This is a genomic window from Ferrimonas balearica, assembly GCF_019802085.1.
Taxonomy (GTDB): Bacteria; Pseudomonadota; Gammaproteobacteria; order Enterobacterales; family Shewanellaceae; genus Ferrimonas; species Ferrimonas balearica_B.
Genome location: NZ_JAHVHV010000003.1, coordinates 107,886 through 134,139, shown reverse-complemented (window position 1 = coordinate 134,139; position 26,254 = coordinate 107,886). Strand labels below are relative to the sequence as shown.

Annotated in this window: 15 protein-coding genes; 11 read left to right on the top strand and 4 right to left on the bottom strand. The window is 63.5% G+C overall.

What is annotated here, in order from left to right; translation table 11 throughout:
* Positions 1 to 91: 91 nt before the first annotated feature.
* Positions 92 to 1,459, bottom strand: a complete 1,368-nt coding sequence (locus tag KUV81_RS13320; protein WP_222544372.1) for a DegQ family serine endoprotease — start codon at positions 1,457 to 1,459, stop codon at positions 92 to 94.
* Positions 1,460 to 1,536: 77 nt separating this feature from the next.
* Positions 1,537 to 1,923 (bottom strand): YhcB family protein, encoded by a 387-nt coding sequence (locus tag KUV81_RS13315; RefSeq protein ID WP_222544371.1) that lies wholly within the window; start codon positions 1,921 to 1,923, stop codon positions 1,537 to 1,539.
* 137 nt (positions 1,924 to 2,060) lie between these two features.
* Here KUV81_RS13315 and zapE point away from each other — a divergent pair, with 137 nt between their 5' ends.
* From zapE to KUV81_RS13260, 11 genes are all read left to right on the top strand, one after another.
* Entirely contained in the window at positions 2,061 to 3,170 is a 1,110-nt protein-coding gene (zapE, locus tag KUV81_RS13310) for a cell division protein ZapE (RefSeq protein WP_222544370.1), read from the top strand.
* Between the two features lie 203 nt (positions 3,171 to 3,373).
* Positions 3,374 to 3,802, top strand: coding sequence for a 50S ribosomal protein L13 (rplM, locus tag KUV81_RS13305; protein ID WP_222544369.1), 429 nt, complete (start codon positions 3,374 to 3,376; stop codon positions 3,800 to 3,802).
* A gap of 13 nt (positions 3,803 to 3,815) precedes the next feature.
* Positions 3,816 to 4,202 (top strand): 30S ribosomal protein S9, encoded by a 387-nt coding sequence (gene rpsI / locus KUV81_RS13300; protein WP_222544368.1) that lies wholly within the window; start codon positions 3,816 to 3,818, stop codon positions 4,200 to 4,202.
* Between the two features lie 302 nt (positions 4,203 to 4,504).
* The gene (gene petA, locus KUV81_RS13295) at positions 4,505 to 5,095 is read left to right on the top strand and encodes a ubiquinol-cytochrome c reductase iron-sulfur subunit (RefSeq protein ID WP_222544367.1); all 591 of its coding nucleotides are present in this window, start codon (positions 4,505 to 4,507) and stop codon (positions 5,093 to 5,095) included.
* Positions 5,096 to 5,097: 2 nt separating this feature from the next.
* Positions 5,098 to 6,309: a cytochrome b gene (locus tag KUV81_RS13290; RefSeq protein ID WP_261389405.1), complete on the top strand. Its 1,212-nt coding sequence runs from the start codon at positions 5,098 to 5,100 to the stop codon at positions 6,307 to 6,309.
* Positions 6,309 to 7,016 carry a cytochrome c1 gene (locus tag KUV81_RS13285; RefSeq protein WP_222544366.1) on the top strand — a complete coding sequence of 236 codons (708 nt, stop codon included), beginning with the start codon at positions 6,309 to 6,311 and terminating at the stop codon, positions 7,014 to 7,016. Before KUV81_RS13290 ends, KUV81_RS13285 begins: the two co-directional genes overlap by 1 nt.
* 96 nt (positions 7,017 to 7,112) lie before the next feature.
* Positions 7,113 to 7,742: a stringent starvation protein SspA gene (gene sspA, locus KUV81_RS13280; protein ID WP_222544365.1), complete on the top strand. Its 630-nt coding sequence runs from the start codon at positions 7,113 to 7,115 to the stop codon at positions 7,740 to 7,742.
* Positions 7,739 to 8,164, top strand: coding sequence for a ClpXP protease specificity-enhancing factor (gene sspB / locus KUV81_RS13275; protein ID WP_222544364.1), 426 nt, complete (start codon positions 7,739 to 7,741; stop codon positions 8,162 to 8,164). The genes sspA and sspB overlap by 4 nt, the downstream gene beginning before the upstream one ends.
* Positions 8,165 to 8,655: 491 nt before the next feature.
* Entirely contained in the window at positions 8,656 to 13,641 is a 4,986-nt protein-coding gene (locus tag KUV81_RS13270; protein WP_315900084.1) for a S8 family serine peptidase, read from the top strand.
* A gap of 224 nt (positions 13,642 to 13,865) precedes the next feature.
* Positions 13,866 to 14,822 carry a LysR family transcriptional regulator gene (locus KUV81_RS13265; RefSeq protein ID WP_222544363.1) on the top strand — a complete coding sequence of 319 codons (957 nt, stop codon included), beginning with the start codon at positions 13,866 to 13,868 and terminating at the stop codon, positions 14,820 to 14,822.
* A gap of 26 nt (positions 14,823 to 14,848) precedes the next feature.
* Positions 14,849 to 15,526: an SDR family NAD(P)-dependent oxidoreductase gene (locus KUV81_RS13260; RefSeq protein ID WP_222544362.1), complete on the top strand. Its 678-nt coding sequence runs from the start codon at positions 14,849 to 14,851 to the stop codon at positions 15,524 to 15,526.
* Positions 15,527 to 15,577: 51 nt separating this feature from the next.
* Here KUV81_RS13260 and KUV81_RS13255 read toward each other — a convergent pair whose 3' ends face one another.
* Together KUV81_RS13255 and KUV81_RS13250 are read right to left on the bottom strand one after the other, a co-directional pair.
* The gene (locus tag KUV81_RS13255; RefSeq protein WP_315900083.1) at positions 15,578 to 20,500 is read right to left on the bottom strand and encodes a S8 family peptidase; all 4,923 of its coding nucleotides are present in this window, start codon (positions 20,498 to 20,500) and stop codon (positions 15,578 to 15,580) included.
* 377 nt (positions 20,501 to 20,877) lie between these two features.
* Positions 20,878 to 25,836: a S8 family serine peptidase gene (locus tag KUV81_RS13250; protein ID WP_222544361.1), complete on the bottom strand. Its 4,959-nt coding sequence runs from the start codon at positions 25,834 to 25,836 to the stop codon at positions 20,878 to 20,880.
* Positions 25,837 to 26,254: the final 418 nt, after the last annotated feature.

The window sequence follows — 26,254 nt, the reverse complement described above, 5'->3', positions numbered from 1 at the left end:
TTGGCTAAAGGCTACCGTGCCTCCGGCGAGGCGACAAGCGAAAGCGGGCGCGTCCTAAGACGCGCCCGCGGCTGGGTTGGGGACGACGGGGCTAGCGCAGGATCACCTGACGGGTGACGCCATCGCGAACGATGGTGGCCGCGAAGACCCCCTGGTAATCCTGGAACAGCTCCCGCAGCTGACCCAGATCCCGCACCTTGCTGCGCCCCTGGTTGAGCAGGTTCACCGCGACAATGATGTCGCCCTCGGCCAGACCCTGGGCGGCGGCGGGGGAGCGCTCGCTCACCTCGCTGATGATCACCCCTTTGATGTTGTCCTCGTCGTAGCTGGAGAGCTTGGCGCCCTCCAGGGCCGGGTGGATGACGCTGGCCTGGACGTTCTCGCCCGGGGCCTCGTTCAGGGTCACCTTGTAGGTGTCCAGATCGCCATCTCGGATCACCCCCAGCTTGACGGTGGCTCCGGCGCCCTTGGTGGCCACCTTGGCCCGCAGCTCCTGGAAGGATTTGATCTTCTTGCCATCGACGCTGACGATGACGTCCCCGGCCTTGAGCCCGGCGGCGTCGGCGGCGGAGTCCGGGAACACCTGGCTGACGTAGGCGCCGTGGGTGGTCTCCAGGCCAAACAGCTTGGCGGTCTCGCTGGTCAGCTCGCCACCGAGGATCCCGAGCACGCCCCGGCGCACTTCGCCGAACTCCAAAATCTGGTCGGTCAGGGCCCGCACCATGTTGACCGGGATGGCGAAGCCGATGCCGACGTTGCCGCCGCTCGGCGCGATGATGGCGGTGTTGATGCCGATCAGTTCACCGTTGAGGTTCACCAGGGCGCCACCGGAGTTGCCGCTGTTGATGGCGGCGTCGGTCTGAATGAAGTTTTCCAGCGCCTCGCCGTTGCCCAGGCCGCTGCGGCCCAGGGCACTGACGATGCCGGAGGTGACGGTCTGGCCCAGACCGAAGGGGTTGCCGATGGCGACGGTGAAGTCGCCCACCCGCAGGGTGTCGGAGTCCGCCACCTTGACGGCGGTCAGGTCGTCCGCTTCGATCTTCAGCACCGCCACGTCGGTGGCGGGATCGGAGCCGATCAGCTTGGCCTCGAACTCTCGGCCGTCATTGAGGTTGACCAGAATTTTGTCGGCGTTGTTGATCACGTGATGGTTGGTGATCACATGGCCCTTGTCGGCGTCGACGATCACCCCGGAGCCCAGACCGCGGAAGGGGCGTACCTGCTCCCGCTCGCGGCCGAAGAAGTGGCGGAAGGGCTCGGGAATGTTCTGCCGGGCCACCTGGGTGCCCTCCACGGAGACGGACACCACGGCGGGGGAGACCGCCTCCACCATGGGCGCCAGGCTTGGCAGTTGTTGGCCATTCACCGACTGGGGCCAGGCGGCCTGGGCGGGAAGGGTAACGGCGGTCATGCCCACGCTGAGCAGCGCAGCAGACACCAGGGTCATGGTTTTTTTCATGCGTGATCAATCTCCTGACATCATTGTCCAATCGCAGTAACCAATGCGACCCATAGTGGGCGGGGAAAGTTCCCGGGTCAGCTGTTGGCGGCTTTTTCCTGGTTGCCGATGATCCCGTGGGAGCCCTGAACGTAGTCCTTGGGCGGGAACTCCTCCAGCCCCTCCAGCTGCGGCTGAGACGGGGTGATGGGCATCACCTGGCCGTCACCCAGCATCCCCTGGGCAGACTCGTTCCAAAACTTGTTGGCTTTATCCAGGCTCTGGCCCAGCTGCATCATCAGCTCGCGGGACTGCTCGAAGTAGTCCGCCACCTCTTGGCGCTGCTGGTCCAGGTCGAAACGGGCCTGCTCCAGCTCGCGACGCAGCTGCTGGCTGTCGTCCCCGTTGCCTTTGAACCGCCAGTGCAGCAGGTAGCCCACACCGGTCCCTGCAAAAAACAGCAAAATGCCTAACGCCCAGTTCATAGCAACTCCTTCAACACGATTTTGGTCTTAGCCTAATTTAGTCTACTGATCTGGCATCAATATACCTCGGCACCTGGCGACATGATACACTTCGGCGCCGTGCAAACAGGTCCAAGCTTTGATCCAAGGATGATCCCATGGCCACTCCCATCGCGCGCTACCGCGCCGATCTCGAACGCGACGATTTCCAGTACGACGCCGCCCAGGAGCAGGCGGTTACCCACCTGCAAAGGTTGTACGAGGATCTGGTGGCCCGGGATCGCCGGGCACCGGGATTGGGTGAGCGGCTGCGAGGCTGGCTGGGCAAGGCGCCAACGCCATCGGCGGTGACCGGCCTCTATTTCTGGGGCGGGGTGGGCCGAGGCAAGACCTACCTGGTGGACACCTTCTACGAGTGTCTGCCCATGGAGCGCAAGATGCGCATCCACTTCCACCGCTTTATGCATCGGGTGCACCAGGAGCTCAATGGCCTCAAGGGCCAGGTGGACCCACTGATCACCGTGGCCGATACCCTGGCCGAAGAGGCCCAGGTGATCTGCTTCGACGAATTTTTTGTCTCTGACATCACCGACGCCATGCTGCTCGGCGGCCTGTTCGAGCTGCTGTTTGCCCGCGGTGTGGTGCTGGTGGCCACCTCCAACATTCCGCCGGATGAGCTGTACCGCAACGGCCTGCAGCGAGCCCGATTCCTGCCCGCCATCGAACTGATCAAGACCCACTGCACCGTGGTGAACGTCGACAGTGGGGTGGATTACCGGTTGCGGACCCTGGAGCAGGCGGAGATCTACCATCACCCCCTGGACCCGGCTGCCCACGCCAACCTGGAGCGCTATTTTCAGCAGCTGGCGCCGGAACCGGGCCAGGTGGGTGGCGCCATTGAGGTACTGGGCCGGGCGATCCCGGTAGAGCGCCACGCCGACGGGGTGCTGTTGCTGACCTTCCCGGCGCTGTGCGACGGACCCCGCAGCCAGAGCGATTACATGGAACTGGCCCGGCTCTACCACACGGTGCTGCTCAGCGGCGTGACCCAGATGGGGGCCCAGAGCACCGGCGATGACATCGCCCGGCGCTTTATCGCCATGGTGGACGAGTTCTACGAGCGGGGCGTGAAGCTCATCATCTCCGCCGAGGTGCCCCTGGAGGCGCTCTACACCGAGGGGTTGGTGCGCTTCGAGTTCAACCGCTGTCTGAGCCGGCTTACCGAGATGCAGAGCCACGACTACCTGTCCCGTCCCCACCTGCCCTGAGCGGGGCCAAGGGGGTAAAAAAGCAGGTGATTTTTGCATCGCACTGCTCTATAATTCGCGCCCTGCCCACGTTACAGGTGGTCGCAAGATCACCAAAACCAAGGTCTTGACGCGTTCGAAGGGACGGGTGGGAGGCCAGGAGAGGTCGTTCTGTCGGCCCCGACAGGGCGCTTTTGTAACAGCTAATTTGGGTTTTTAGTGTAATGAAAACTTTTACTGCTAAGCCAGAGTCCGTACAACGCGACTGGTTTATCATCGATGCCGAGGGTAAAACCCTGGGTCGCCTGGCTACCGAAGTTGCTCGCCGCCTGCGTGGCAAGCACAAGCCTGAGTACACTCCTCACGTTGATACCGGTGACAACATCATCATCATCAACGCCGAGAAAGTGACCGTGACCGGTAACAAGGCCGCTGCCAAGATGTACTACCGTCACTCCGGTTACCCGGGTGGCATCAAGGAAATCAACTTCGCTGATCTGCAGGCTCGCAAGCCTGAGATGATCATCGAAAAAGCGGTTAAGGGCATGCTGCCGAAAGGTCCTCTGGGTCGCGCCATGTTCCGTAAGCTGAAAGTGTACGCTGGTGCCGAGCACAAGCACGCTGCACAGCAGCCTCAGGTTCTGGACATCTAAGGGGATATAGGCAATGACTCAATACTACGGTACCGGCCGCCGCAAGACCTCTACTGCTCGTGTATTCATCAAGCAGGGCAGCGGCAACATCACTGTAAACAAGCGCTCTCTGGAGCAGTTCTTCGGCCGCGAAACCTCCCGCATGGTGGTTCGTCAGCCGCTGGAGCTGGTTGAGATGCTGGACAAGCTGGACATCTACGTCACCGTATCCGGTGGTGGTATCACTGGTCAATCCGGTGCTATCCGTCACGGCATCACCCGTGCCCTGATGCAGTACGATGAGTCCCTGCGTCCTGCTCTGCGTGAAGCTGGCTTCGTGACTCGTGACGCCCGTGAGGTTGAGCGTAAGAAAGTTGGTCTGCGCAAAGCACGTCGTCGTCCTCAGTTCTCCAAGCGTTAATTCGCTCGGACACTGTTTCGACACAGAAAAAACCCGGCCGCAAGGTCGGGTTTTTCTTTGGAATATCGTCTATTTTTTGTCGTTTTTGGCGATAAGAATCTTCAAGTCCCTGTTCTGACTCCCCCTCATCCCTTTGTGCGCCGTGATTTGGTTCAATTGTGCTTGTGAAAGTATGACCTGTGTCGGGTTTTTGGATATAATGGGCGCGCTTCGAAACCGCTATGCTGCTAAAAATGGCGGTTTTGATTAGAAAGCCACCAAATTAAACCAGAAAAAGCAGAACCCCTACGGGAGATAAGTGGATGAGCAATGCGCCTGTCGATACTGGACGTCGCAGATTCCTGACCGTCGCCACAGCTGTGGTGGGCGGTGCTGGCGCTGCTGCTGTTGCGGTTCCCTTTATTAAGTCTTGGAACCCGAGCGCTAAGGCGAAAGCCGCTGGCGCACCAGTAGAAGTGAACATCGGCAAACTGGAACCCGGTCAGATGCTGCGCGTCGAATGGCGTGGCAAGCCGGTGTGGATCGTTCGTCGAACCGATCAAGTGTTGCAAAACCTGGACGCCATCGGCGGCCAGCTGCGCGACCCCAACTCAGAAGAGCCGCAACAGCCGGCCTACGCCCAGAACCCCTACCGCTCCATCAAGGATGAGTACTTCATCGCGGTCGGCCTCTGTACCCACCTGGGGTGCTCGCCGACCTACCTGCCCAAGGCCTTCGAACAGCAGGTCTCTGGCGTGGAGTCCGGTTTCTTCTGCCCCTGTCACGGCTCCAAGTTCGATATGGCCGGACGGGTCTTCGCCGGCGTGCCGGCCCCGCTGAACCTGGTGATCCCGCCCCACAGCTATGTGGACGATAGCACCGTGCTGATCGGCGTTGACGAGGGAGCGGCCTGATCATGAAAAAGATTGTCGATTGGATTGACGCCCGGATCCCGATGACGGCGACCTACAACAAGCACGTAGGTCAGTATCCGGCTCCGAAAAACTTCAACTTCTGGTACTTCTTCGGCTCCCTGGCCATGCTGGTGCTGGTCAACCAGATCCTGACCGGGATCTGGCTGACCATGAACTACGTGCCCACCGCCGAAGGGGCCTTCGCCTCCATCGAGTACATCATGCGCGATGTGGAGTACGGCTGGTTGCTGCGCTACATGCACTCCACCGGTGCCTCCGCCTTCTTCGTGGTGATCTACCTGCACATGTTCCGCGGCCTCATCTACGGCTCCTACCAGAAGCCCCGTGAGCTGCTGTGGATCTTCGGCATGCTGATCTTCCTGGTGCTGATGGCGGAAGCCTTTATGGGCTACCTGCTGCCCTGGGGTCAGATGTCCTACTGGGGTGCCCAGGTGATCATCTCGCTGTTCGGGGCCATCCCGGTGATCGGCGACGACCTGACCCTGTGGATCCGCGGCGACTACGTGGTCTCCGGTGCGACCCTGAACCGCTTCTTCGCCCTGCACGTGATTGCCCTGCCGCTGGTGCTGGTGGTGCTGGTGTTCCTGCACATCATCGCCCTGCACGAAGTGGGGTCCAACAACCCCGACGGCATCGAAGTGAAGAAGAACAAGGGCCCAGACGGCTGGCCGCTGGACGCCATCCCCTTCCACCCCTACTACACCGTCAAGGACATCGTGGGCGTGGCCGGCTTCCTGATCATCTTCTGCTACGTGATCTTCTTTATGCCGGAGGGTGGAGGCTACTTCCTGGAGCCGCCGAACTTCGAAGCGGCCAACCCGCTGAAGACCCCTGAGCACATCGCTCCGGTGTGGTACTTCACCCCCTTCTACGCCATCCTGCGCGCCGTGCCGGACAAGCTGATGGGCGTGGTTGCCATGGGTGCCGCCATCGCCGTGCTGTTCGTGCTGCCCTGGCTGGATCGCTGCAAGGTGAAGTCCATCCGCTACCGCAGCGGCATTCACAAGCTGAACATCGCCCAGTTCGTGGTCTGCTTTATCGCCCTGGGTATCCTGGGGGCCTTGCCGGCCACTCCGACCTACACCCTGCTGGCTCGGATCTTCTCCCTGGGTTACTTCGGCTTCTTCGTCCTGCTGTTCGTCTACAGCAAGAACGAGAATTGCAAACCGGTTCCGGAAAGGGTGACAGGCTAATGAAGAAGTTCATCATCGCAATCATCGCCGCCCTGCCGGTTCTGACCTACGCGGCCGGGGGCAACAACGAACACGTAACCAAGGCCAACATCGACCTGGCGGACCAGGCGTCCCTGCAGCGCGGTGCCGTGGCCTTTATGGAGAACTGCTCCGGCTGTCACAGCACCCAGTACCAGCGGTACGAGCGGGTGGCCACCGACCTGGGCTTCAGCAACGAGGAGATCAGCGCGCTGATCTACTCCGACGCCAAGGTGGGTGATCTGATGGTCAACGCCATCCCCGAGGCCGACGCTGCCAAGTGGTTTGGGGCGGCGCCGCCGGACCTGACCATGGTGGCCCGGGTGCGGGGCTCCGACTGGGTTTACTCCTACCTCAAGACCTTCTACGCGGATCCGGAGCGCCCCTTCGGCGTGAACAACCTGGTGTTCCCCTCCGTGGGCATGCCCCACGTGCTGGAGAGCTACCAGGGCGTTCCGACCCTCGTCAAGGAAGATGATGGCACGACCACCATCGTCGCCACCGGCGGCACCATGAACGCCGAGGAGTATGACCAACTGGTGCTCGACATCACCAACTTCCTGACCTACTCCGCCGACCCGGTGAAGCTGGAGCGGGAGCGCATGGGTGTCTGGGTGCTCGGCTTCCTGGTGATCTTCTTTATCCTGTCCTACCTGCTCAAGCGGGAGTACTGGCGAGATGTACACTAATCGCCGATAAAAGGTTACAATCTGTCCTTTACGCAACTGGGGGCCCCGTGCCCCCCGTTGCTGTTTCTGCTATCTGAACTTTTTCGGAGGGTATCAATGGCTGTCGCTGCCAACAAACGCTCTGTCATGGCCCTGTATTCCGGTGCCAGTGACCTTTACAGCCACCAGGTTCGCATTGTCTTGGCGGAGAAAGGGGTGGGCGTCGAAGTGGTCCAGGTGGACCCGGACCAACTGCCGCAGGATCTGGCTGAACTGAACCCCTACAACAGCGTACCCACGTTGGTGGATCGGGAGCTGGTGCTCTACAACGCACGCATCATCATGGAGTACCTGGATGAGCGTTTCCCCCACCCGCCGCTGATGCCCGTTTACCCGGTTTCCCGTGGCCAGAGCCGTCTGATGATGCACCGCATCGAGCACGACTGGTACAGCCTGGCGGAGCGGATCCAGAACAACGATGGCGCCCCGGCCGCCCGCAAGGAGCTGACTGAGAGCATCCTGGCTCTGGGCCCGATCTTTGCCGAAGCTCCGTACTTCATGAGCGAAGAGTTCACCCTGGTGGATTGCTACCTGGCACCGCTGTTCTGGCGCCTGCCGATGCTGGGCATCGAGCTGAACGGCCGTGGCAGTGCCGAGGTGAAGGCCTACATGACCCGCATCTTCGAGCGTGAGTCCTTCAAGGCGTCCCTGACCGAAGTTGAGCGCGAGCTGCGCATCGGCGTATGAGCAAGGCGTTGACTCCCAGTCGTCCCTATCTGCTGAGGGCGTTTTACGACTGGTTGCTGGACAACGATCTGACCCCCCACCTGGTGGTGGAAGCGGACCTGCCCGGTGTGCAAGTGCCGCGGCAGTTCGTCGAGGACGGCCAGATCGTGCTCAACATTGCCCCCCATGCGGTGGGCAATCTGCAGCTGGGCAACGATGAGGTCACCTTCAACGCCCGCTTCGGGGGCCAGCCCCATGCGCTGATGATCCCCATGTACGCGGTGGCGGCGATCTACGCCCGGGAGAACGGTGCCGGCACCGTGTTCCAGGCCGAGCCCGCCTACGAGTCCGCCACGGACAGCGAAGCGGCCGAGCCTGCCCCGGCCCCCGAGCCCGAGTCGGAGCGGCCCAAGGGGCGGCCCACCCTGAAGGTGATCAAATAAGCCGCCGTAATGAGCAAACTAGAGCGACCCCAGGGTCGCTTTTTTTGTGCCTGACTATGCACTGGAACCAATGGGCCACCGGAATTGATGTGCAGGTGAATGGAGTCGGACGCACTTGTCGGAGTCTTGACGTAAAGGGACTCGGCTTTTTGGGTGATAAGTTCAATGCATTTAAATAATGCCGAATGGTAAATTAACTGCGAGACTGAATTAATTTAAATTCAATAAATCAACGCTCTGATTAATAACCGAATGTCGGTGGTTTAGTTTAACCAACTTTGTGCAAGTACCTGCTGTGCATGGTGCTGATGTGCCAGAACTATCAGGGGTTGGCGTAACAAGGAATAGAGACTGACTGTTTAAAGTTGATATTATTGCAGGCTATCAATTTGATGAAAATAATGTGTTTGAACAATTTTTCCGCCTTGTGAAATATAAGCGTGACGAAGTGTTAGAGACTTCGGAAAGCAATAAGAACAGGGAGAGAAGTTGTGAAAATACAATCCGTCGCCATGGTGGTGGCCAGTGCGCTGTACAGCGCCGGCACCCTGGCCGGAGCGCAGGGGGCCGATCACCCGGGCCCCTGGACCATCGATGTGATGGCGCTCTATCAAAGCCAAAAAGACGCGCAAGCCAATAAGAACGAACAGGGGCTGACCCCCCTGCGCCGGGACGGCCTGGCCAACATTCCGCTCAGGCCCACCACCGCCGATCAGAAGTTCACCCCCGAGGCGGGACTCAAGGGCCCTCAAATCTACATTGTGCAACTGCACGACCAGCCGGTGGCCACTTATGACGGTGGGGTGCCGGGCCTGGCGGCCACCAAGGCGGCCTCGGTACGCGGCGCCCGCGGGGGCAAGCTGTTCAGCGCCGGGCAGCCCCGGCAAAACAGCGGTGCCGTTGATGCCTACACCCAGCACCTGCTGGGCGCCCAGCAGCAGGTCATCCAACAAAGCCGCGGCACAGTGCGCCGTCAGTTCACCACCGCCCTGAACGGCTTCTCCATGGAGATGACCCAGGATGAGGCGATGCGCCTGGCCCTGCTGCCCGAAGTGGCGCACATCCAGCGCTCCCGCAACTTCGAGCTGCACACCGATGTGGGCCCCGAGCACGTGGGCGCCGGCGGGATCTGGGACGGCTCAACCTCCCACGACGGTGGCCAGTACACCGGCGCCGGCATGTTGGTGGGGATCATCGACACCGGCATCAATACCGCCCATCCGGCCTTTGCCGCCGTGGGTGGCGACGGGTTTGAGCACACCAACCCCCTGGGCAGCGGCCGCTACCTGGGGGATTGCGCCCAGGCCGATTTCGCCGATCGCTGTAACGACAAGCTGATCGGGGTCTACACCCACGCCTCCATCACCGGGGAGTACGGCAACACCCCCGGGGCCGAAGCGTTCGGTGAGGACTACAACGGGCACGGCTCCCATGTGGCCAGTACCGTCGCGGGCAACGTGCTCTACGACGTTGAGGTGGTGGCCCCCGAGTTTGGCGGTGGCTCCGGTGTGCCCATGGGGGTCCAGATGCCGCGGATCTCCGGTGTGGCCCCCCACGCCAACCTCATCTCCTATCAGGTGTGCCACCCGGTGGGCGGCTGTCCTGGCGAGGCGATGCTGTTCGCCATCGAACAGGCGATCCAGGATGGGGTGGACGTGATCAACATGTCCATCGGCGGCAGCGAAAGCTTCCCCTGGGACGACGCCTTCGAGCTGGCCTTCCTCTCCGCCCGTGAAGCGGGGGTGGCGGTGGCGCTCTCAGCCGGCAACGCCGGGGAATCGAGAGGCACCGATTCCATCTACACCGTGGATCACACCTCCCCCTGGGTGCTCAACGTGGCCGCCACCACCCACGCCCGCAGCATCACCATCAGCGGCAAAGCCCTGGAGGGCTTCAGCGGCGGCGACGCTGGCTTGAACCCCGGCAGCATTGAGGGGGCGGGCAACTCCCCGGCATTCACCGGCGAGTTTGTGATGGCCGCCGATTACGGCGACGGCCGCTGCAACGCCCCCTTCGCGCCCGGCACCTTCGACGCCGGCCACATCGTGGTGTGTGAGCGGGGCGACATCGCCCGGGTGCAAAAAGCGGTTAACGTGCAGGCCGGCGGCGCCGGCGGCTTCATCCTGTACAACACCTGGAACGAGGGTGATCAGGTGGTGGACGACACCTACGTCATCCCCGGCATCCATCTGACCGCCGAGCAGTATTACGGCGATTGGAACACCCCGGGTCTGTTGCCCTGGCTGCAATCCGGCACCGGCCTGACCGGCACCATCACCGCTTCCCAGGTGGAGCGGGTGGTGGATCCTCAGCAGGCCGACTGGCTGGCGAACTTCTCCTCACGGGGGCCCTCGAGCACCGTCGACGAGCTGTTCAGCCCTGGCATCGCGGCCCCCGGGGTGGACATCTTTGCCGCCTGGACCGAGACCAACCCCTTCGATCCCTTCGGCGACACCCGGGCCTACAACGCCATCAGCGGCACCTCCATGGCCAGCCCCCATGTGGCCGGGATGATGACCCTGATCCGTCAGGCCAACCCGGACTGGAGCGCCGCCGAGGTGCAATCCGCCTTGCAGATGACCGCCGACAGTCAGGCGATCAAAACGCCTCATCCCATCTACGGGGATACCAAGGTGGCGGGCGTGTTCCGGGCCGGTCACGGCCTGGCCAACGTGGAGCGAGCGCTCAACGCCGGCCTGGTGATGGACGAGTCCGCGCAGAACTTCCGCCGGGCCAACCCCCATAACGGTGGCCGGGTGCGGGATCTCAACCTGCCCCAGATGATCAACAACGACTGCGGCCGCACCTGTGGCTGGGTGCGCACCGTGCGCGCCACCCGGGACGGCAGCTGGCAGGTGGACGCGGTGTCCGGTCAGGAGCACCCGCTGTTCTGGGAGTACGCCCTGGACCCCAGTGCCCAGGTCACCATCACCCCCAGCCAGTTCAGCCTCAAAGCCGGGGAGTCCATCGACCTGACCGTCTCCGTGGCCTTCTCCGACATCGATATGGCCTGGTATGACGGCGCCTACCATCACGCCTTTGGTGAGATCCAGTTCACCAGCACCGACGGCGTCAGCCCGGACGCTTACTGGCCCTACCTGGCCAGCTACGCCGGCAAGGCGCTGCCCAACAGCCTGGAGGTGCACACCCACTCCGACACCGGCCAACAGGTGATCCCGGATGTGCCCCTGGGGGTGCCGGCCTCGGCGCTGACCGCCGTGGCTTACGAGCCGGTGGCCGCCGACGTGCAGCAGGTGACCCTGCCGAGACTGCAGTTCAATGTGCAAATGGTGGACAACGAGGGGTACTGGGACACTGACCTGGCCAACATCGAAGTGTTTGATGTGACCGTGGCCGAGGACACCGCGCTGTTGCGCGCCGAGGTATTTGGCCGGGTGAGCTCCAGCATTGATTCTCCCCTCAACACCTATGCCGATGCGGACATCTGGGTGTTCCGCGACTTCGATGGCGACGGTCGCCTGCATCTGTCCGAGGGGATCTGCGCCTCCCAACTGCCGCAAACCTCCAAGGGCGAGTACTGCGCCATCGAAAACCCGGAGGCCGGAGAGTACAAGGTGATGCTGGTCAACTACCTGCTCTACCCCTGGGAGAACGTCGATACCTACGAGTTTGGGATCGTAACCCTGGGCAAGACGCCGAGCAGCGCCCTGAGCGCCCGCTTTGACAGCAGTGCCGAGGCGCCCAAGAACAGCGACATCATCATCGAGTGGAGCCAGGCCCCTGCGCCGGGCGAAACCCTCTACAGCGCGGTTTCCGTGCAGGTGGACGGGGCAGAGGAAGGCTCGGTGATCATGATGCCGGTCAACCTGCACGGCGGCGAGCCGCTGGTGGCGGCCCACAGCTCTCAGAGCGCCGCCCGGGTGGGCGACATCCTGGATATGGCCGTGGTGGCCCAAGCCAACCGCAGTGGCGCGGATCGCCAGCTTGATCTGACCGTGACCCTGCCCGAGGGGCTGGCCCTGGTGCCCGGCACCCTGGCCGAGCGCGACGGCCTGGTGAGGACCGAGCGGGGCTTCCAGCTGACCACGTTGCAGGCCGACACCTCCGGGGTGCACGCCCGCTACGAGGTGAGCACCAACCTGGACAACCCCCAGTGTCGTACCCCCTGGGCCATCGACTACCCGGACGGCACGCCGCTGGACGGCAAGTACGTCGACCTGAGCCGGTTTGGCTTCGATCCCACCTGGGGCTCTTTCTTTGAGCAGAACGAGTGGGGCTGGGGCAACTGGGTTCACGATGTGGAGATCCCCACCATCCGGAATGACTTCCGGCCCTTCGACAACGGCGATTACTTCACCACGGACAAGGTGGTGATCAGCTCCCGTGGCTGGGTGCAGGCGGATTACCTGCAGTACAACGGTTGGGACATCGCCCTGCACAGCCAGCAGGTGCCGCTGCCCGGTGAGGAGTACGGCGTGCCGCCGGATTACGTGCTGGCGCCCTGGCACAACGCCCGGCAGGACCCCATGACCTGGGCCCAGGAGTGGACCCTGGCGATGTACGCCCCCCACTGGGACCCGGCGATGGCCAGCGGCGTCTACGTCGCCTACTACGACGACTACACCCTGGTCGAGTGGAAAGGCGCCCAGACCCACGACAAGTACTGGGATGAGAACTGGAATGAAGTGGTGGCCCCCCGGGACGATCGCTACGACTTCCAGATGTTCATGCGCGAAGGCACCAGCCACGACGCCGGCCAGTTCGAGGTGATCATGGCCTACGACAACCTGGACTTCGGCAGCCAGAGCGGCAATGGCGTCATCGGCCTGCGCGGCTACTGGGGCCCCCGGGCCGGGTTCAACCCGCTCTACGGTCACAGCGGTGTGGCCTTCGCCAAGGACAACCTCGCCGAGGCGTTAAGCGACGGCCTGGTGGTCTGTTACGAGATCGCCAACGACCTCAGCAGCCAGGTCAAGCTGGACTTCCAGGTGGAAGTCACCGACGCCGCCTACGGCAGCGTCCAGGTGGTGGAGACTCAGGCCGAGGTGGAGGGCGTAGGCAGCCTGGTACACCAGGCGCCGGTGACCGTGGCCGCCAACATCGAGGTCAAGGCCATTGCCGACCAGCAGGTGGCGGAGAACACCGCTTTGGAAGGGATCGCGGTGCACTTTACCGATGCCGACGGCGGGGTCTCCCCCAACACCATCAGCGTCAGTGGTGAGCACGTCAGTGCCGTGGTGCACGGTCACCACTCCGGCGCCCACTTCGACCTCATCCCCGAAGCCGACTGGCACGGGGTGACCGAGGTGACGGTGACGGTCAGTGACAACGTCACGCCTTCGGACAAGCACAGCGTTCGCTTCCAGCTGACCGTGCTCTCCGACGGGGTGGACCCGGCGCCGGAGCCGGGCCCGGAGCCCGAGCCGGAAGCGCCGAAAAAAGACAGCGGCAGTGTGGCCTGGTTGAGCCTGATGATGCTGGCCCTGCTGGCCTCTCGTCGACGCCGACTGAGCTGATTTTCGCGCACTAGACCCTCAGGGCCTTGCTTGGCAAGGCCCTGATTTTTGCTTTTCTAATAACGGCTTAACTCGCCTGCTTAATATCGAATTAATTTTCCCTTGGCCCCGATTACCGCTTCAATGGCGCCCTGTGCATGGCGGGAATGAGTCCCGGCTATGCGTCTCCCCCGATGCCAGGGACCGCGGCGACCGGGTTCATCCTGTCTGTCTATGAGGTTCCCATGCGCACCAACATGATCGAGATCCGCCACCTGCGCCACTTCCAGATGCTGTGCCGCAAGGGCAGCTTCCGGGGCGCCGCCGAGTTGCTGAGGATCAGCCAGCCCACCCTGACCCGCAGCATTCAGCGGATGGAGGAGATCCTGGAGGTCAAGCTGCTGGACCGGCGTCGCAGTGGGGTGGTGCTGACCCCTTACGGTGAGGCGGTGCTGCGCCATGGCGAGCGCATCGTCGGCGATATGCGCCAGCTCAGCCAGGAGCTGGAGTTCATCCACCAGAAGGACTGGGTGACCCTGACCCTGGGGGCCAGCCCGATCCCGGCGGAGACCCTAATCGGTCCCGTATTGGGCCAGCTGACCGACCGCTACCCGACGCTGAACCTGGAGCTGCGGGTGGATCACTGGGAGCGCTCTTTGCAGCAGCTCAAGTCCGGCGAACTGCACTACCTGGTGGAGGAGATCCAGGCCACCGGGCTGATCCACCGGGAGGAGCTCAGCATTCAGCCGCTGCCGCCCCAGCCGGTGGTGATCTGCTGCAGCCCCAAGCACCCGCTGCGGGCCCGCGCCCGGGTGTGGCTGGCGGATCTGCTGCAGTACCCACTGGCGCTGCCCCGCAATCTGCCACAGGGGTTCTGGCAGCAGCACTTTCCTGCCCTGGCCCAGGGCAGCCTGGTGGCCGGGCGGCGGATGGTGCGTTTCGATCACTTCCTGGCGGTGAAACCTGCCATCCGCGATGGCCAGCTGCTGGCCATGGCACCGCTGTCCAGCGTTCACCAGGAGGTGCGCGCCGGTCAGATGGCGCTGCTCACCGTGGCGGACATGGAGGCCATCTCGGCACACTACGGGATCCTCTCCCTGAAGGACCGTACCGCACCGCCCATCTCCCGTCAGTTGCTGGCGGCCATCGACGCCCAGGCCCACGCAGTGGTCAGCGAGGAAGCAGAGTTATACCCTTGTTAGGACACGGAATAGCAAAGGGATGACCGATGACAATGCGGATCGTAACCGGGGCGGGCTCGGGATTGGGTCGGGCCCTGGCCCGGGCCATGGTGGCCGAGGGTCACAAGGTGGTGTTGATGGGACGTCAGGCGGACAAGCTGTCGGCGCTGGCGGAGGAGCTGGGGGATGCGGTGCTGCCCATCGCCGTGGATCTCAGCCAGGCGGAGGCGGTGCGTCAGGCGTTCGATTTTGCCGAGGCCTGGGGCGGAGCGCCGGGTTGGGTGGTGCACTGTGCCGGGGTGGGGCAGTTTGGCCCCCTGGAGTCGCTGTCCGATGAGGCCATCGCATCGATGCTCAACAACAACCTGCTGAGCACCATCCTGGTGGCCCGGGAGGTGGTGCGTCGCTGGTCCGAGCGGGAGGGGGTGCTGGCCAACGTCCTCTCCACCGCCGCCCAGGTGGGCAAGGCGGAGGAGACGGTGTACTGCGCCAGCAAATGGGGCATGAAGGGCTTCCTTGAGTCGTTGCGCCTGGAGCTCAAGGGCGCGCCCATGCGTCTGGTGAACCTCTACCCGGCGGGGATCAACAGCGAGTTCTGGGCCCAGTCAGACCACGTGGATCCCAGCGGCTTTATGGCGCCGGAGGAGGTGGCCCAGTACATCCTGAACGCGCTTTCGGCCAAGCCCAGCTGCTACGTCACCGAGCTGAGCATCGGCCGTTACTGACCCACAGGCACAAAAAAACCGCCCCGAAGGGCGGTTGTACCAAGTTCGGCCTTAGCCGCGGCGACGCAGTGGCAACAGGGCCAACAGCATCAGGGCGAGGAAGCCCAGGGAACCACTGTCTTTCTTCGGCGGTGCCGGCGGCTCAACGGTCGGCGGCTCGGTGCCATCGGAGTTCACGGTCAGCAGGAACTGGGTGCTGGCCGCGTCCTGGGGGTTTCCGGCGTCGTAGACGGTGACGGTCACCACAGACTCACCGTGCCAGTGGGCGTCCGGCGTCAGGCTGAAGGTCATGCCGTCGATCTCGGCGCTGAGGTTATCCCCCTCCACCATCAGGGCCACGGCGCGGTTGCCGCTGTGCACGTAGTCCACGCTCAGCCCGCTCAGGGTGGCGTTCTCCTCCATCACCTGGTCGGCCAGGTCGAACACGGTGATGTTGCCGGCCACATCGAGGATGCGGCTGTCCACCACGGTGTTGCCCCCGTCCGCCTGGGCGGTGAGGGTCACCGGCAGGCTGCTGGCCACCGCCTCGGGGGTCACCAGGGCGGCGAAGCGAACCACAGCACGGGTGCTCTCCGGACCCTGGTAGTTGGCGCACACCAGCAGGTTGCTGGCCAGCTTCTCCGGTTCGTTCACCGCGTACTCGTCGTAGTGGTAACCGTTGACCGGGTAGTAGAAGCCGCGCACCCCTTCGTAGCCCTTCAGGCCCACGGTGTGCTCACCCAGGTTGCTGTCCATCTCACCGTAGGCGAAGTACAGCTCGTACACCCCCGGGGTGAAATCGATGACGCTGGAGGCCAGGGTCATGAAGTCGAAGTGGGTGCTCTTGTCCACCACCAGACCGCCCCAGGGACCGCCACTGGACTCGGCGTTGTACATCCGCTTCCACTGGGTGGCCATGTAGGCGCCCTGGTTCAGGGAGGCGGCGTACACACCGTACTCGTAGGGCGTGAAGGTGTCGAAATCGACGCCGGACTCGTTGATGGAGACCGCGTTGGCGCGCCAGAAAGGTGCCACCATCAGGTCACGCGCCCCGTCCGGGGCCAGGCTGTAGCCGGGCACGGAGAACAGCGCGTGCGCGTCGAAGCGCAGCAGGCCGTCACCCTGGATGGTCACGATGTTGGTGGTGTCCTTGGCCTGGACGCCGTACAGCGGGATGTGCGGGTAGTAGTTGTCCGCCCCGATGAAGTCCGGGATCTCGAACATCTGGTCCCACTCGTTGCTGAACGCCGGCAGCTGCGGCACCCCGATGCTCGGCAAGTCCACAAACTGCGGGAAGTTGCTGAACGGCAGGCGACACATGGGGTCGTCCAGGTTGGTGGTGTACTCGTAGGTCCGTGGCGCGTCCTTGGAGGAGACCTGGGTGGCGTCCAGCACCACGCGGTTGCCGTCAACGCTCAGGAGGTCGTTGGCAAACTCGTTGCCCCGGAGGCTCTCCTCGATGAGGGTCAGGCCGGTGGGCAGTTCCACGGTCAGGTTGATGTTGCGCTCGCTGCCAAACAGGTTGGCCTGCTGCACCACTTCAAACTCCACCACGTCACCGACGCGGGCGCCTTCGTGGCTGGCGCTGAACTGCACGTCCGCCTCGCCTCGCTCCAGGCGCACCGGCAGCATGCCGATGTCGGCGGGATTGAAGCCGTCGGAACCCAGCTCGACCACCGCGTGCAGGATGCTGCCCGGCTCGACGCCGTTGATGTCCCAGTTCAGCTGCAGCGGTTGCGCGCTGACGCCGTCACTGGTGATGGGGCTCAGGCTCAGGCGGTCGGTCACCTGGTCGCTGATGATGCTGACGTTGGTGACGATGCGGTGAGCCTCATCGTAGGGATCCCACCAGCCGGTGCCGATCTTCATGTTGCTGACCATGTACCAGTACACCCCGGGCTCCGGGTTGTTGATGGCACAGTAGTCCGCCAGGCGCCAGTCGGAGATGCAGATCGCCTCCTCGCCCCAGTTGATCAGGCCGTCGCCGTTGACGTCGCGACCCAGGTCGATGCGGCTGGAGAAGCGGGCCAGATCGTCCTCTTCGGCGATCTCCACCACCAGGCGCTTGGTGCCGGTGGGGACGGTGAACATCCGGTAGCCGATCTGGGAGTCATCGGAGGGCAGGGCGTCGACGATGTCCCAGGGCCACTGGGTGTTCATCTGCAGTCTGTACTCCTTGCTCTCGCCGCTGACCATGCCGTAGACGCTGGCCTCGATGGCGCTGGAGGGCGGCAGGATCACATTGGGGGTGAGCAGGTTGCCCTGGTCACGGCCCACTTCCGCCTGGACGATGACCGGCAGGGAAGCGCGGTCGTAGGCGGCGATCACCGGCAGGGTCTGCACCGGCTTGGCGGTGTCCGAGGGGGTCAGCATCAGTTTGCCGTAGAAGGTCGCCCCGTCGGTGTTGCCCGGGCCGATGGGGGCATCGGTCTGGAAGTCCACGTCCGGCAGGGTGGCGGTCACCATCACCCGCTGGCTTTCACCGGCGGCCAGGGTGAACTGGGCCGGCGTCACCTCCAGGTTCATCAGCGAGGCACCCAGGTTTTCCAGCTCTTCGGCGGTCACCGTCCAGCTGCCGCTTTCGGTGGCGGTGAAGGTCCGGAACCAGGTGCAGCTGCCCTGACAGTCGCGATCCACCAGGTAGGGGGTGTTGAGGGTGCGCACGTCGCCCCCGGCCTGGGGGTTGGCGGCCTCGTAGTTGGCGATGGTCTCATCCTGAACCAGGCTGGCCATCACGGCGCGATCCACGTTGATCACCCCGGCGCCGGCGTCGTCATAGCCCACCGGACCGGTATTGCCGTAGTCGTCCACGTGCACCGCGACTTTGCTGGCGGTGGTGGTCAGGGCGGACTGGATCTGGGCCGGCGTCCAATCGGGACGGGCGGCCTTGATCAGGGCCATGGCGCCAGCCACATGGGGCGAGGCCATGGAGGTGCCGCTGATCATCGCCCAGTTCATGCCGAAGCCGTCCAGGGTGAACAGACGATCGTTGGCGTAGGCGGCAAACACGTCCACCCCGGGTGCGGCCACGGTGGGGGCCATCACGTTCGGGTTGGTGGTGCTGGGACCGCGGGAGGAGAACATCGCCAGCTGGTCCGCGGCCCGTTCGGTGGTGAACAGGGAGCCGTCGGTCAGGCTGGCACGGTGACCGGTGCCGGTGGCCAGCCAGTCGAGGATCTTACCGCCGTCGTAGTTGCCGATGTGGGCGGAAGGCAGGGAGTAGTAGTCGTCCACCTTCTGGAAGCGGGAATCGCCGTACTCCCAGTCGGACTGGGTGTTGTAGAGGATCATCCCGCCGGCACCGCCCTCTTTGACGTTGTCGGACTTGGCCACTCGGGGCTGATCGCTGCGACCGCACACCACGATGGGGGCTTCGGCCAGCGGCGTGCCGTCGGGCAGCGCGGCAAAGGTGCCCGCCGGGAAGGGGCTGTCACAGCTGCCGTCGCCGTAGTCGGCGGCGGAGACCACGGGGCCGGTGTAGGGGCCGGTCAGGCTCTTGGCGCTCATGCCCCAGCTGGAGGGGTTGCTGTCGCCGCCCTCGAAGTTCTCCACCCGCTTCTCACCGGAGTCCAGCACCCGACCGTGGGTGGTGGCCGCGACGGAGGTCAGCCAGGGCGAGACGTGGTCCATCCAGGCGTAACCGGCGTTACCGGCGGAGGTGGCCACGGAGATACCCGCTTCACGAGCGGCCAGGAAGGCCAGCTCGGTGGGGGAGGCCCAGGGCAGGCGCTCGGCGCCGCCAACGGAGTAGTTGATCACGTCCACGCCATCACGGATGGCGTCTTCCACCGCCATCAGGGTTACCTCTTCGGGGCAACCGGCGTAGGGATCTTCCGGGCCACCGGCCCAGCACACCTGGTAGGAGATGAGGTTGGCGTGGGGGGCCACACCGGAGACCCGGGGGAACACCAGATCGGTGTCGCGGCCGGTGATGGTTTCGCCGTAGCCGGCTTCGCTCATCTGGTAGGGCACGTTGAACAGCACGTTGCCCGCCGCGGTGGAGGCGGTGTGGGAGCCGTGGCCGTTGTAGTCTTCGCCGTTGGCCGGGCGCGCCATCTCCCAGGGGGTGAGCGGGTGCATGCCGCGGAACACAGGATCACCGTAGGTGTCGGTGATCATGGGGTAGGAGCGCACGCCGATGAGTTTGTCGTTACACAGGGTGACAAACTCTTCCAGCTCACAATCCCCCACGTAGGTGCCGGTGCCCCAGGGGTTCTCGATGGCCACGCCATCGTCACCCATGGCGGCGAAGGCCGGGTGGGCGGTGTTGATGCCGGTGTCCAGGATCCCAACGATGATCCCTTTGCCGGTAAAGCCGGTGCCGGCGGTGGCGTTGCCGTTCCAGATCGCCTCGGCACCGATGTGCTGAGGACCAACATCGGTGTGCAGCTCCAGTACGGTGGAGCGGGTCACGGCGCGCACCCCGGCCATCTTGGCCACGCGGGCGGCCTGCTGCTGGGTCAGGGTCATGCTGATGCCGTTGAAGGCGTACTGGAACGACTGCTTCACCGGCTGGTGGGTGCGCAGGGTGCCGGTGATGGCACTGTGCACCTCGGCCTGGCGACTGGACAGGTACTGCAGGTAGCTGCGGCTGTCGCCGCTGTGGATGTTCAGCTTGCTGCCCTGGCCGAACGCCGCCGGGGCGCTGCCCGGTGCGGTGGCGTTCAGGCCGGCGATGCCACCACGGTAGGTGGCCAGCGGCTGATCATCCAGCTGGATGATGTAGGTGTGCTCGCCGCTGAGGCCATCCTCGTAGACGAAGGGCACTTTACCGGCTTGGCCGATGTGCTGGTTGGGACCGCTGGTCAGGCCCGGGCGGTTTTGCAGCCGCTGCTGGTGAGCCTGGATCTCGGCGTACTGTTCGGCGGTCATGTGGAACGGGTCCACGGTGATCTCGCCGGATGGGATGGGGCCCGCTTGGCCCGCTGCCGCCAGGCCTGCGGCGTAGAGCGCCGCGGACGTGGCTATGGCCAGATGCTTAATTTTCAACGTCATACCCTTAGCTGTCCCTAAGACAGCTCCCTGGTCTTAGTCCTGTCGCCGTTTCGAGGGCAGAGCCATCGCAACGGCGGTGATGGCGGCTGTAACCGCTCTGAGGCCATTCTGTTGCACTTTGGTTGCGGCGATCCAATGCGTTATACGATCTCAATGCATCATTATCATGCATAACATTCAATCGCGACTGAGTCTGAATCCACCAAAAACCAATAAAAACAGCTATTTATTTCAATTGTGACATTTTTATTGCATTGGCTTTTTGCATTCGAAAAATATTTTTAATTCACAAAAGGTATCAATGGTGGAGCGGGGAGGACGCGCGGGCAAAAAAAAACCACCCCCGAAGGGGTGGTTGGTTGGGCAGGCTTTGGGCCTTAGCCGCGGCGACGCAGCGGCAGCAGGGCCAGCAGCATCAGGGCCAGGAAGCCCAGGGAACCGCTGTCGCTGTCCCGGGTTTCCGGCTCCGGCTCGGGCGCCGGCGGCTGGGGCGCCGCTTCACCGTCGGAGACCACTTCCAGCATAAAGCTGGTGCTGGCGGCGTCGCTGGGGTTGGCCATGTCGTAGACGGTGACCGTGACCTCAGTGGTGCCGTACCAGTGGGCTTCCGGAGTGATGTCGAAGGTGGCGCCGGACTCACCGCCGTGCACCATGGCGCTGATGTGCTCACCGCTCACTTCGATGCCGTTGGTGGTGCCGCGGACGTCGTTGTACATCACGGAGATGCCTTCCAGGGTGGTGTTCTCATCCATCATCTGGTCGGCGATCTGGGCCACGGTGATGTTGCTGGGCACATCCAGGGCGTGGCTGACGGTCACCAGCTCGGAGTCGCTGTACTGGCTGTCCACGGTGATGGCACCGCTGGTGCCGGTGGCAGCGTTGTTGACTCGAACGGTGAACATCAGGTCCACGGCGGACTGCTCAGGACCGCGGTAGTCGGCACAAACCACGGTGCCGGCGCTGATCTTCTCATCCACATCATCGAAGGCGAAACCGTCGTTGTTGTAGCCGTAGGCCGGGCCGAAGGAGCCGCGCTCGCCCCAGTAGCCGTGCAGGCCCACCGAGCCGGCGTGGGCGTTGGCGGTCTCCATGGCGTTGTAGGCGAAGATCATCTCGTAATCACCAGGCTCGAACTGCAGGCCGGTGGAGATGATGGTCTGGATGTTGTAGTAGGCGTTCGGATCCGGCTCGTTACCGAGGAACCAGTGCATGTACTCCTCGCCCCCTTCCCACTGGAACAGGTAGTGCTTGCCGGTGATCCCGGCGTACACCACGTTGATCCAGCGCAGGCGATCCCAGTCAAAGCGCACCTGTTCGGGCATCATCACGTCGCCACGCCACAGCGGGGCAATGATGGTGTCCGGGAAGCTTTGGAAGTTGTCGGTGAACGGAATGTGCTGGTTCCAGAACTCCGGCATGGGATCGAACTGGACGTAACCGAAGGGCGAAATCGCCAGGACGTCCTGACCGTACATCTCCGGGTTACCGTACAGCGGCACATGAGGCAGGCCGTTGGCGGCGAGCGGGATGTGCAGGGGACGGTTGGAGTAGCCCGGAATGCTGGAGGCATCGAAGCCGGCCATCGCCATGTCGAAGAACGCCGGGTCATCACCGTAGGGCACGCGACACATGGGATCGTCGGCGTTGGTGGTGAACACGTAGTGGCGCGGCATGTCCATGGAGGAGGCCTGGGTACCGGCGATGGTGATGACGTTGCCGTCGATGCTCAGGGCATCGTCCGCCAGACCGACATTACCCAGGGTCACGCTGTCCTCAACCAGGGTGAACTGGCCGGGGATGGTGGTGGTCAGGGTAAAGTCGCGGTCCGCACCCAGCAGGTTCGGCGCCAGCTTGACGTGCACGTCCACCATGTCGCCGGCCTTGGCCGCGGTCTGGGACGCGCTGATCTCGGTGTCGCTGCCGATGTGCTGCAGTTTGACCGCGAAGTCGCCAATGTTGCTGTCGTTGTAGGCGTCGGAGCCCAGGGCGATCACGCCGTAGTAGGCGTCCCCTTCCATGGCGTCCGGCAGGTTGTAGTTCAGACGCAGCTGGTAGGGGGTCAGACCGTCGTTGCTGGCCGGGCCTTCCACCATCAGGTTGGCGTCGTCGTCACCGCCGATAACGGCCAGGCTGGCCACGATGTGGTCTTCGCCGTTCTTGGGATCCTCACCTTCCCACTTCCAGTTGCCGATCACCGCCCAGTAGGTGCCGGGCATGGGGTCGTTGACGGCACAGAAGTCGCCGTTGTCGGTGTAGGAGTAACAGATCGCCTCGTCCATCCACTGGATCTGGCCGTCGCCGTTGACGTCCATACCGAAGTCGATGCCGGTGTAGGCCACCTTGTCGGCGCTGAGCACCTCCCAGACGATGCGCTTGGTGCCTTCCGGTACGTCGAAGAAGATCACCTCGGAGCCGGGATCGTTCATCACCTCTTCGGTGGTGTTCTGATCCTCGTTGATCCGGGTCAGGGCGCGGGACAGGTGCAGATCGTAGCGCTCACCCTTGGTCAGGCCGGACACGGTGTAGTTGAAGGACTGGATCTCATCGGTCATCAGCATCGGGGTCAGGGTGTGACCGCTCTGACGATGGATGATGCCAGACACCTCTACCGGCAGGGTGTCACCGCTGTAGCGTACGCCCACGGGCAGGTACTGGTCCGGCAGGCTGTCGCTTTGCGGCTTCAGATCCACCCGGCCCAGCAGCTGCAGCATGCTGGTGTCGGCGCCGATGGCTTCCACTTCCATCACCTTGGCGGTCACCATGATCGCCTGGGTCTGACCGGCCATCAGGGTGAACTGCTTGGGTGAGACCTCCACTTCCAGCATCGCGGCGCCGTCCATGGGCAGCGGCTCGGCGCTGACGTCCCAGGTGCCGTCGGTGGTAGCGGTAAAGGTCCGCATCCAGGTGCAGGTACCGGCACAGTTGTCGTTGTACAGGTAGGGCAGGTTCAAGGTGGTGACGTTACCGCCGTTTTTCGGGTTGGCGGCACGGTAGTTGGCACCGGTTTCGTCCAGCAGCAGACCGGCCTTCTGGGCGCGGGCCACGTTGATCACACCACTACCGGCGTCGGCGTAGCCCGCCTGAACCGGATCATAGGGGTAGCCGTCCTTGGACCGGGTCACGCCGTCGAGGGAGGCGGTGGTCATCAGGGCGGACTGGATCATCGCCGGAGTCCAATCGGGGTTGGCCTGTTGCAGCAGGGCCATGGCACCGGCCACGTGGGGCGCGGCCATGGAGGTCCCGCTGATGGCGGCAAAGTCCGTCGGCATCGGCGCGGCGCTGAAGGGCATGTCATCCGCGTAGGCGGCGTAGACGGACACGCCCGGGGCGGCCAGGTTGGGGGACATTACGTCCGGGTTGGCCAGGTTGGGGCCACGGGAGGAGAAGTCCGCCACGTAGTCGGCCAGGGTTTCGGTGGTCACCACCTCGGCGGCGGTGATGGTGGCGGTGTGCCCCATGCCGCTGCCCAGCCAGTTCTTCAGGTCACGACCGACGTAGTAGTCGACGTGGATCCCGGGGATGGCGTAGGCGTCGTTGGCGATGTTGGCGGTATCCCCCCAGCTGGAGGTGTTGTAGAGGATAAAGCCTCCGGCACCACCGGCGGCGGCGTTGACCGCCTTGGTCACCCGGGCGATGTCGCCCCGCTCACACACCACGATGGGGGCGCTGGCGAAGGGGGTGCCGTCGGGATCCAGGTCGAAGGTGCCTTCGGCGAAGGGCTCGTTACAACGGGCGTCACCGTAGTCGGCAGCCAGCACGATGGGGCCGCTGTAGGCGCCGGTGATGCCGCCGCCCTCGACGTCGGCCGGGGCCGGGGTGTCGCCACCGGCCATGCCGGTCAGGGCCTTGTTGATCACCTCGATGCCACGACCGTGGGTGGTGGCCGCTACGGAGGTCAGCCAGGGAGAGAGGTGGTCGATGGCACCGCGGGCCTGGCTGGAGTACTGCGGGCTGTAGGAGTTACCGGCGGAAGCGGCCACGGAGATCCCCGCTTCGCGGGCGGCCAGGAAGGCCATCTCGATGGGGCTCTCCCAGGGGAAGCTGCCGAAGGTGGAGCCGATGGAGTAGTTGATGACGTCCACGCCGTCGGCGATGGCGTCTTCGATACCGGACATCAGGGCGGAGCCGGGGCAGCCGCCGAAGTCTTCACCGTAGCTGCCGTCGTTGGGCCAGCACACCTGGTACATGATCACGTTGGCGCGGGGCGCCACACCGGAGACCATGGGGAACTTGAGGCCGGTGGCGATGCCGTCGGACTCAACGGCAAACTCCGGTACCACGTAGTCCACGTCGTACAGGGTGTTACCGGCGGCGGTGGAGGCGGTGTGGGACCCGTGACCGTGGTAGTCCTCACCGTTGGCGGGACGCACGGGGTTCTCGATGTTCCACCAGGGCTCGTCCGGCTGGTAGACCGGCTCCCAGTACTTGTCGGTGATCACCTCGTAGGAGCGCACGCCGATCAGCTTGTCGTTACACATGCTGACGAACTCTTCCTTTTCACAGTCGCCGAGGAAGTTGCCGCTGCCCAGGGGGTTGGTGTAGGTGTAGCCGTCCTCCGGCATGTCGGAGAAGGAGACGTGGTCGGTGTTGATGCCGGTGTCCAGCACGCCCACGACGATCCCCTCGCCGCGGTGCTCCACGCCGGTCAAGCTGCCGTCCCAGAACTGGTCGGCGCCGATGTGCTGCGGGCCCACGTCGGTCTGCAGCTGGTGGATCTCCTCGAGGGTCACGCTGCGCACGCCGGGCTGGTTGGCCACGGCCGCGGCCTGATCCTGGGTCATCCGCAACGCCATGCCGTTAAAGGCCAGGCTGTACTGACCGATGACCTGGGGGTTGCTGCCAACGATACCGCTGATCTGGCCCAGCAGGGTGTCCTGCTTGCCGCGCAGATAGTGGCTGTACTGCTGTACCGCGCTGCTCTGCACGTTCAGCTTGTTGGCGCCATGGGCGTTGAGAGAGAAGGGGGCGGGGTTGTAGCGCGGTGCGGTGGCCTGCAGACCGGCGATGCCGCCGTGATACAGGGCCGCGGGCTTGTCCGCCAGTTCGATGATGTAGGTTTGCTCGCCGGTCAGGCCCTCTTGATAACGGAAGGGGACCTTGTCATCCGGGCTCAGGGCGATGCCCCGGTGGACGTTTTTGCCGTTGCTGAACGGACGGGTGTCGGTGTTCATGCCGGAACGGGGCGGCCCGTTACGCAGCTGCTCGTTGTACTGCAATATCTCGTCGGTGATCTCGATATTGCGGAACTGGGAGTCTTCCCCCAGTCCTGATGCGCTGGCACCACCGGCCATATACATGGCCGCCAGCGTCATCAGTGTCGCTTTTTTCATTTTCATGATGAAAACCCTCTATGCCCGCAAGGGCATTCCCTGGTCTTGGTTGTTGTTATCTCTCCCGGCGTACCACAGACATCAGACAACCGCGGGGGCTACAGAGGCGGCAGTTATACTGCTCTGCATTCGATGTTGCGCAAATGTAATCATTCGGTCCAATGCAAAATTGGTGTTTGTCTCATGCATAAAAAGTATTATGCTGTTGTGGCGGCCTATGCGGACGATGCATACAAACGAATAAGATTTATTGTTAAAAGCTTGTTGCATGCTGAGCCGATATTTGCGTTGATTAACAGGGCATGGCGGCGCGTATTCGCCGTCCAGATGATAAATGTCGAGTATGTGAAGGACGCATTGATCGGGTAAAACACATAAAACGCGAAACCGATTAATGCCTTATGTGATTGCTTGAGGTAAGTGC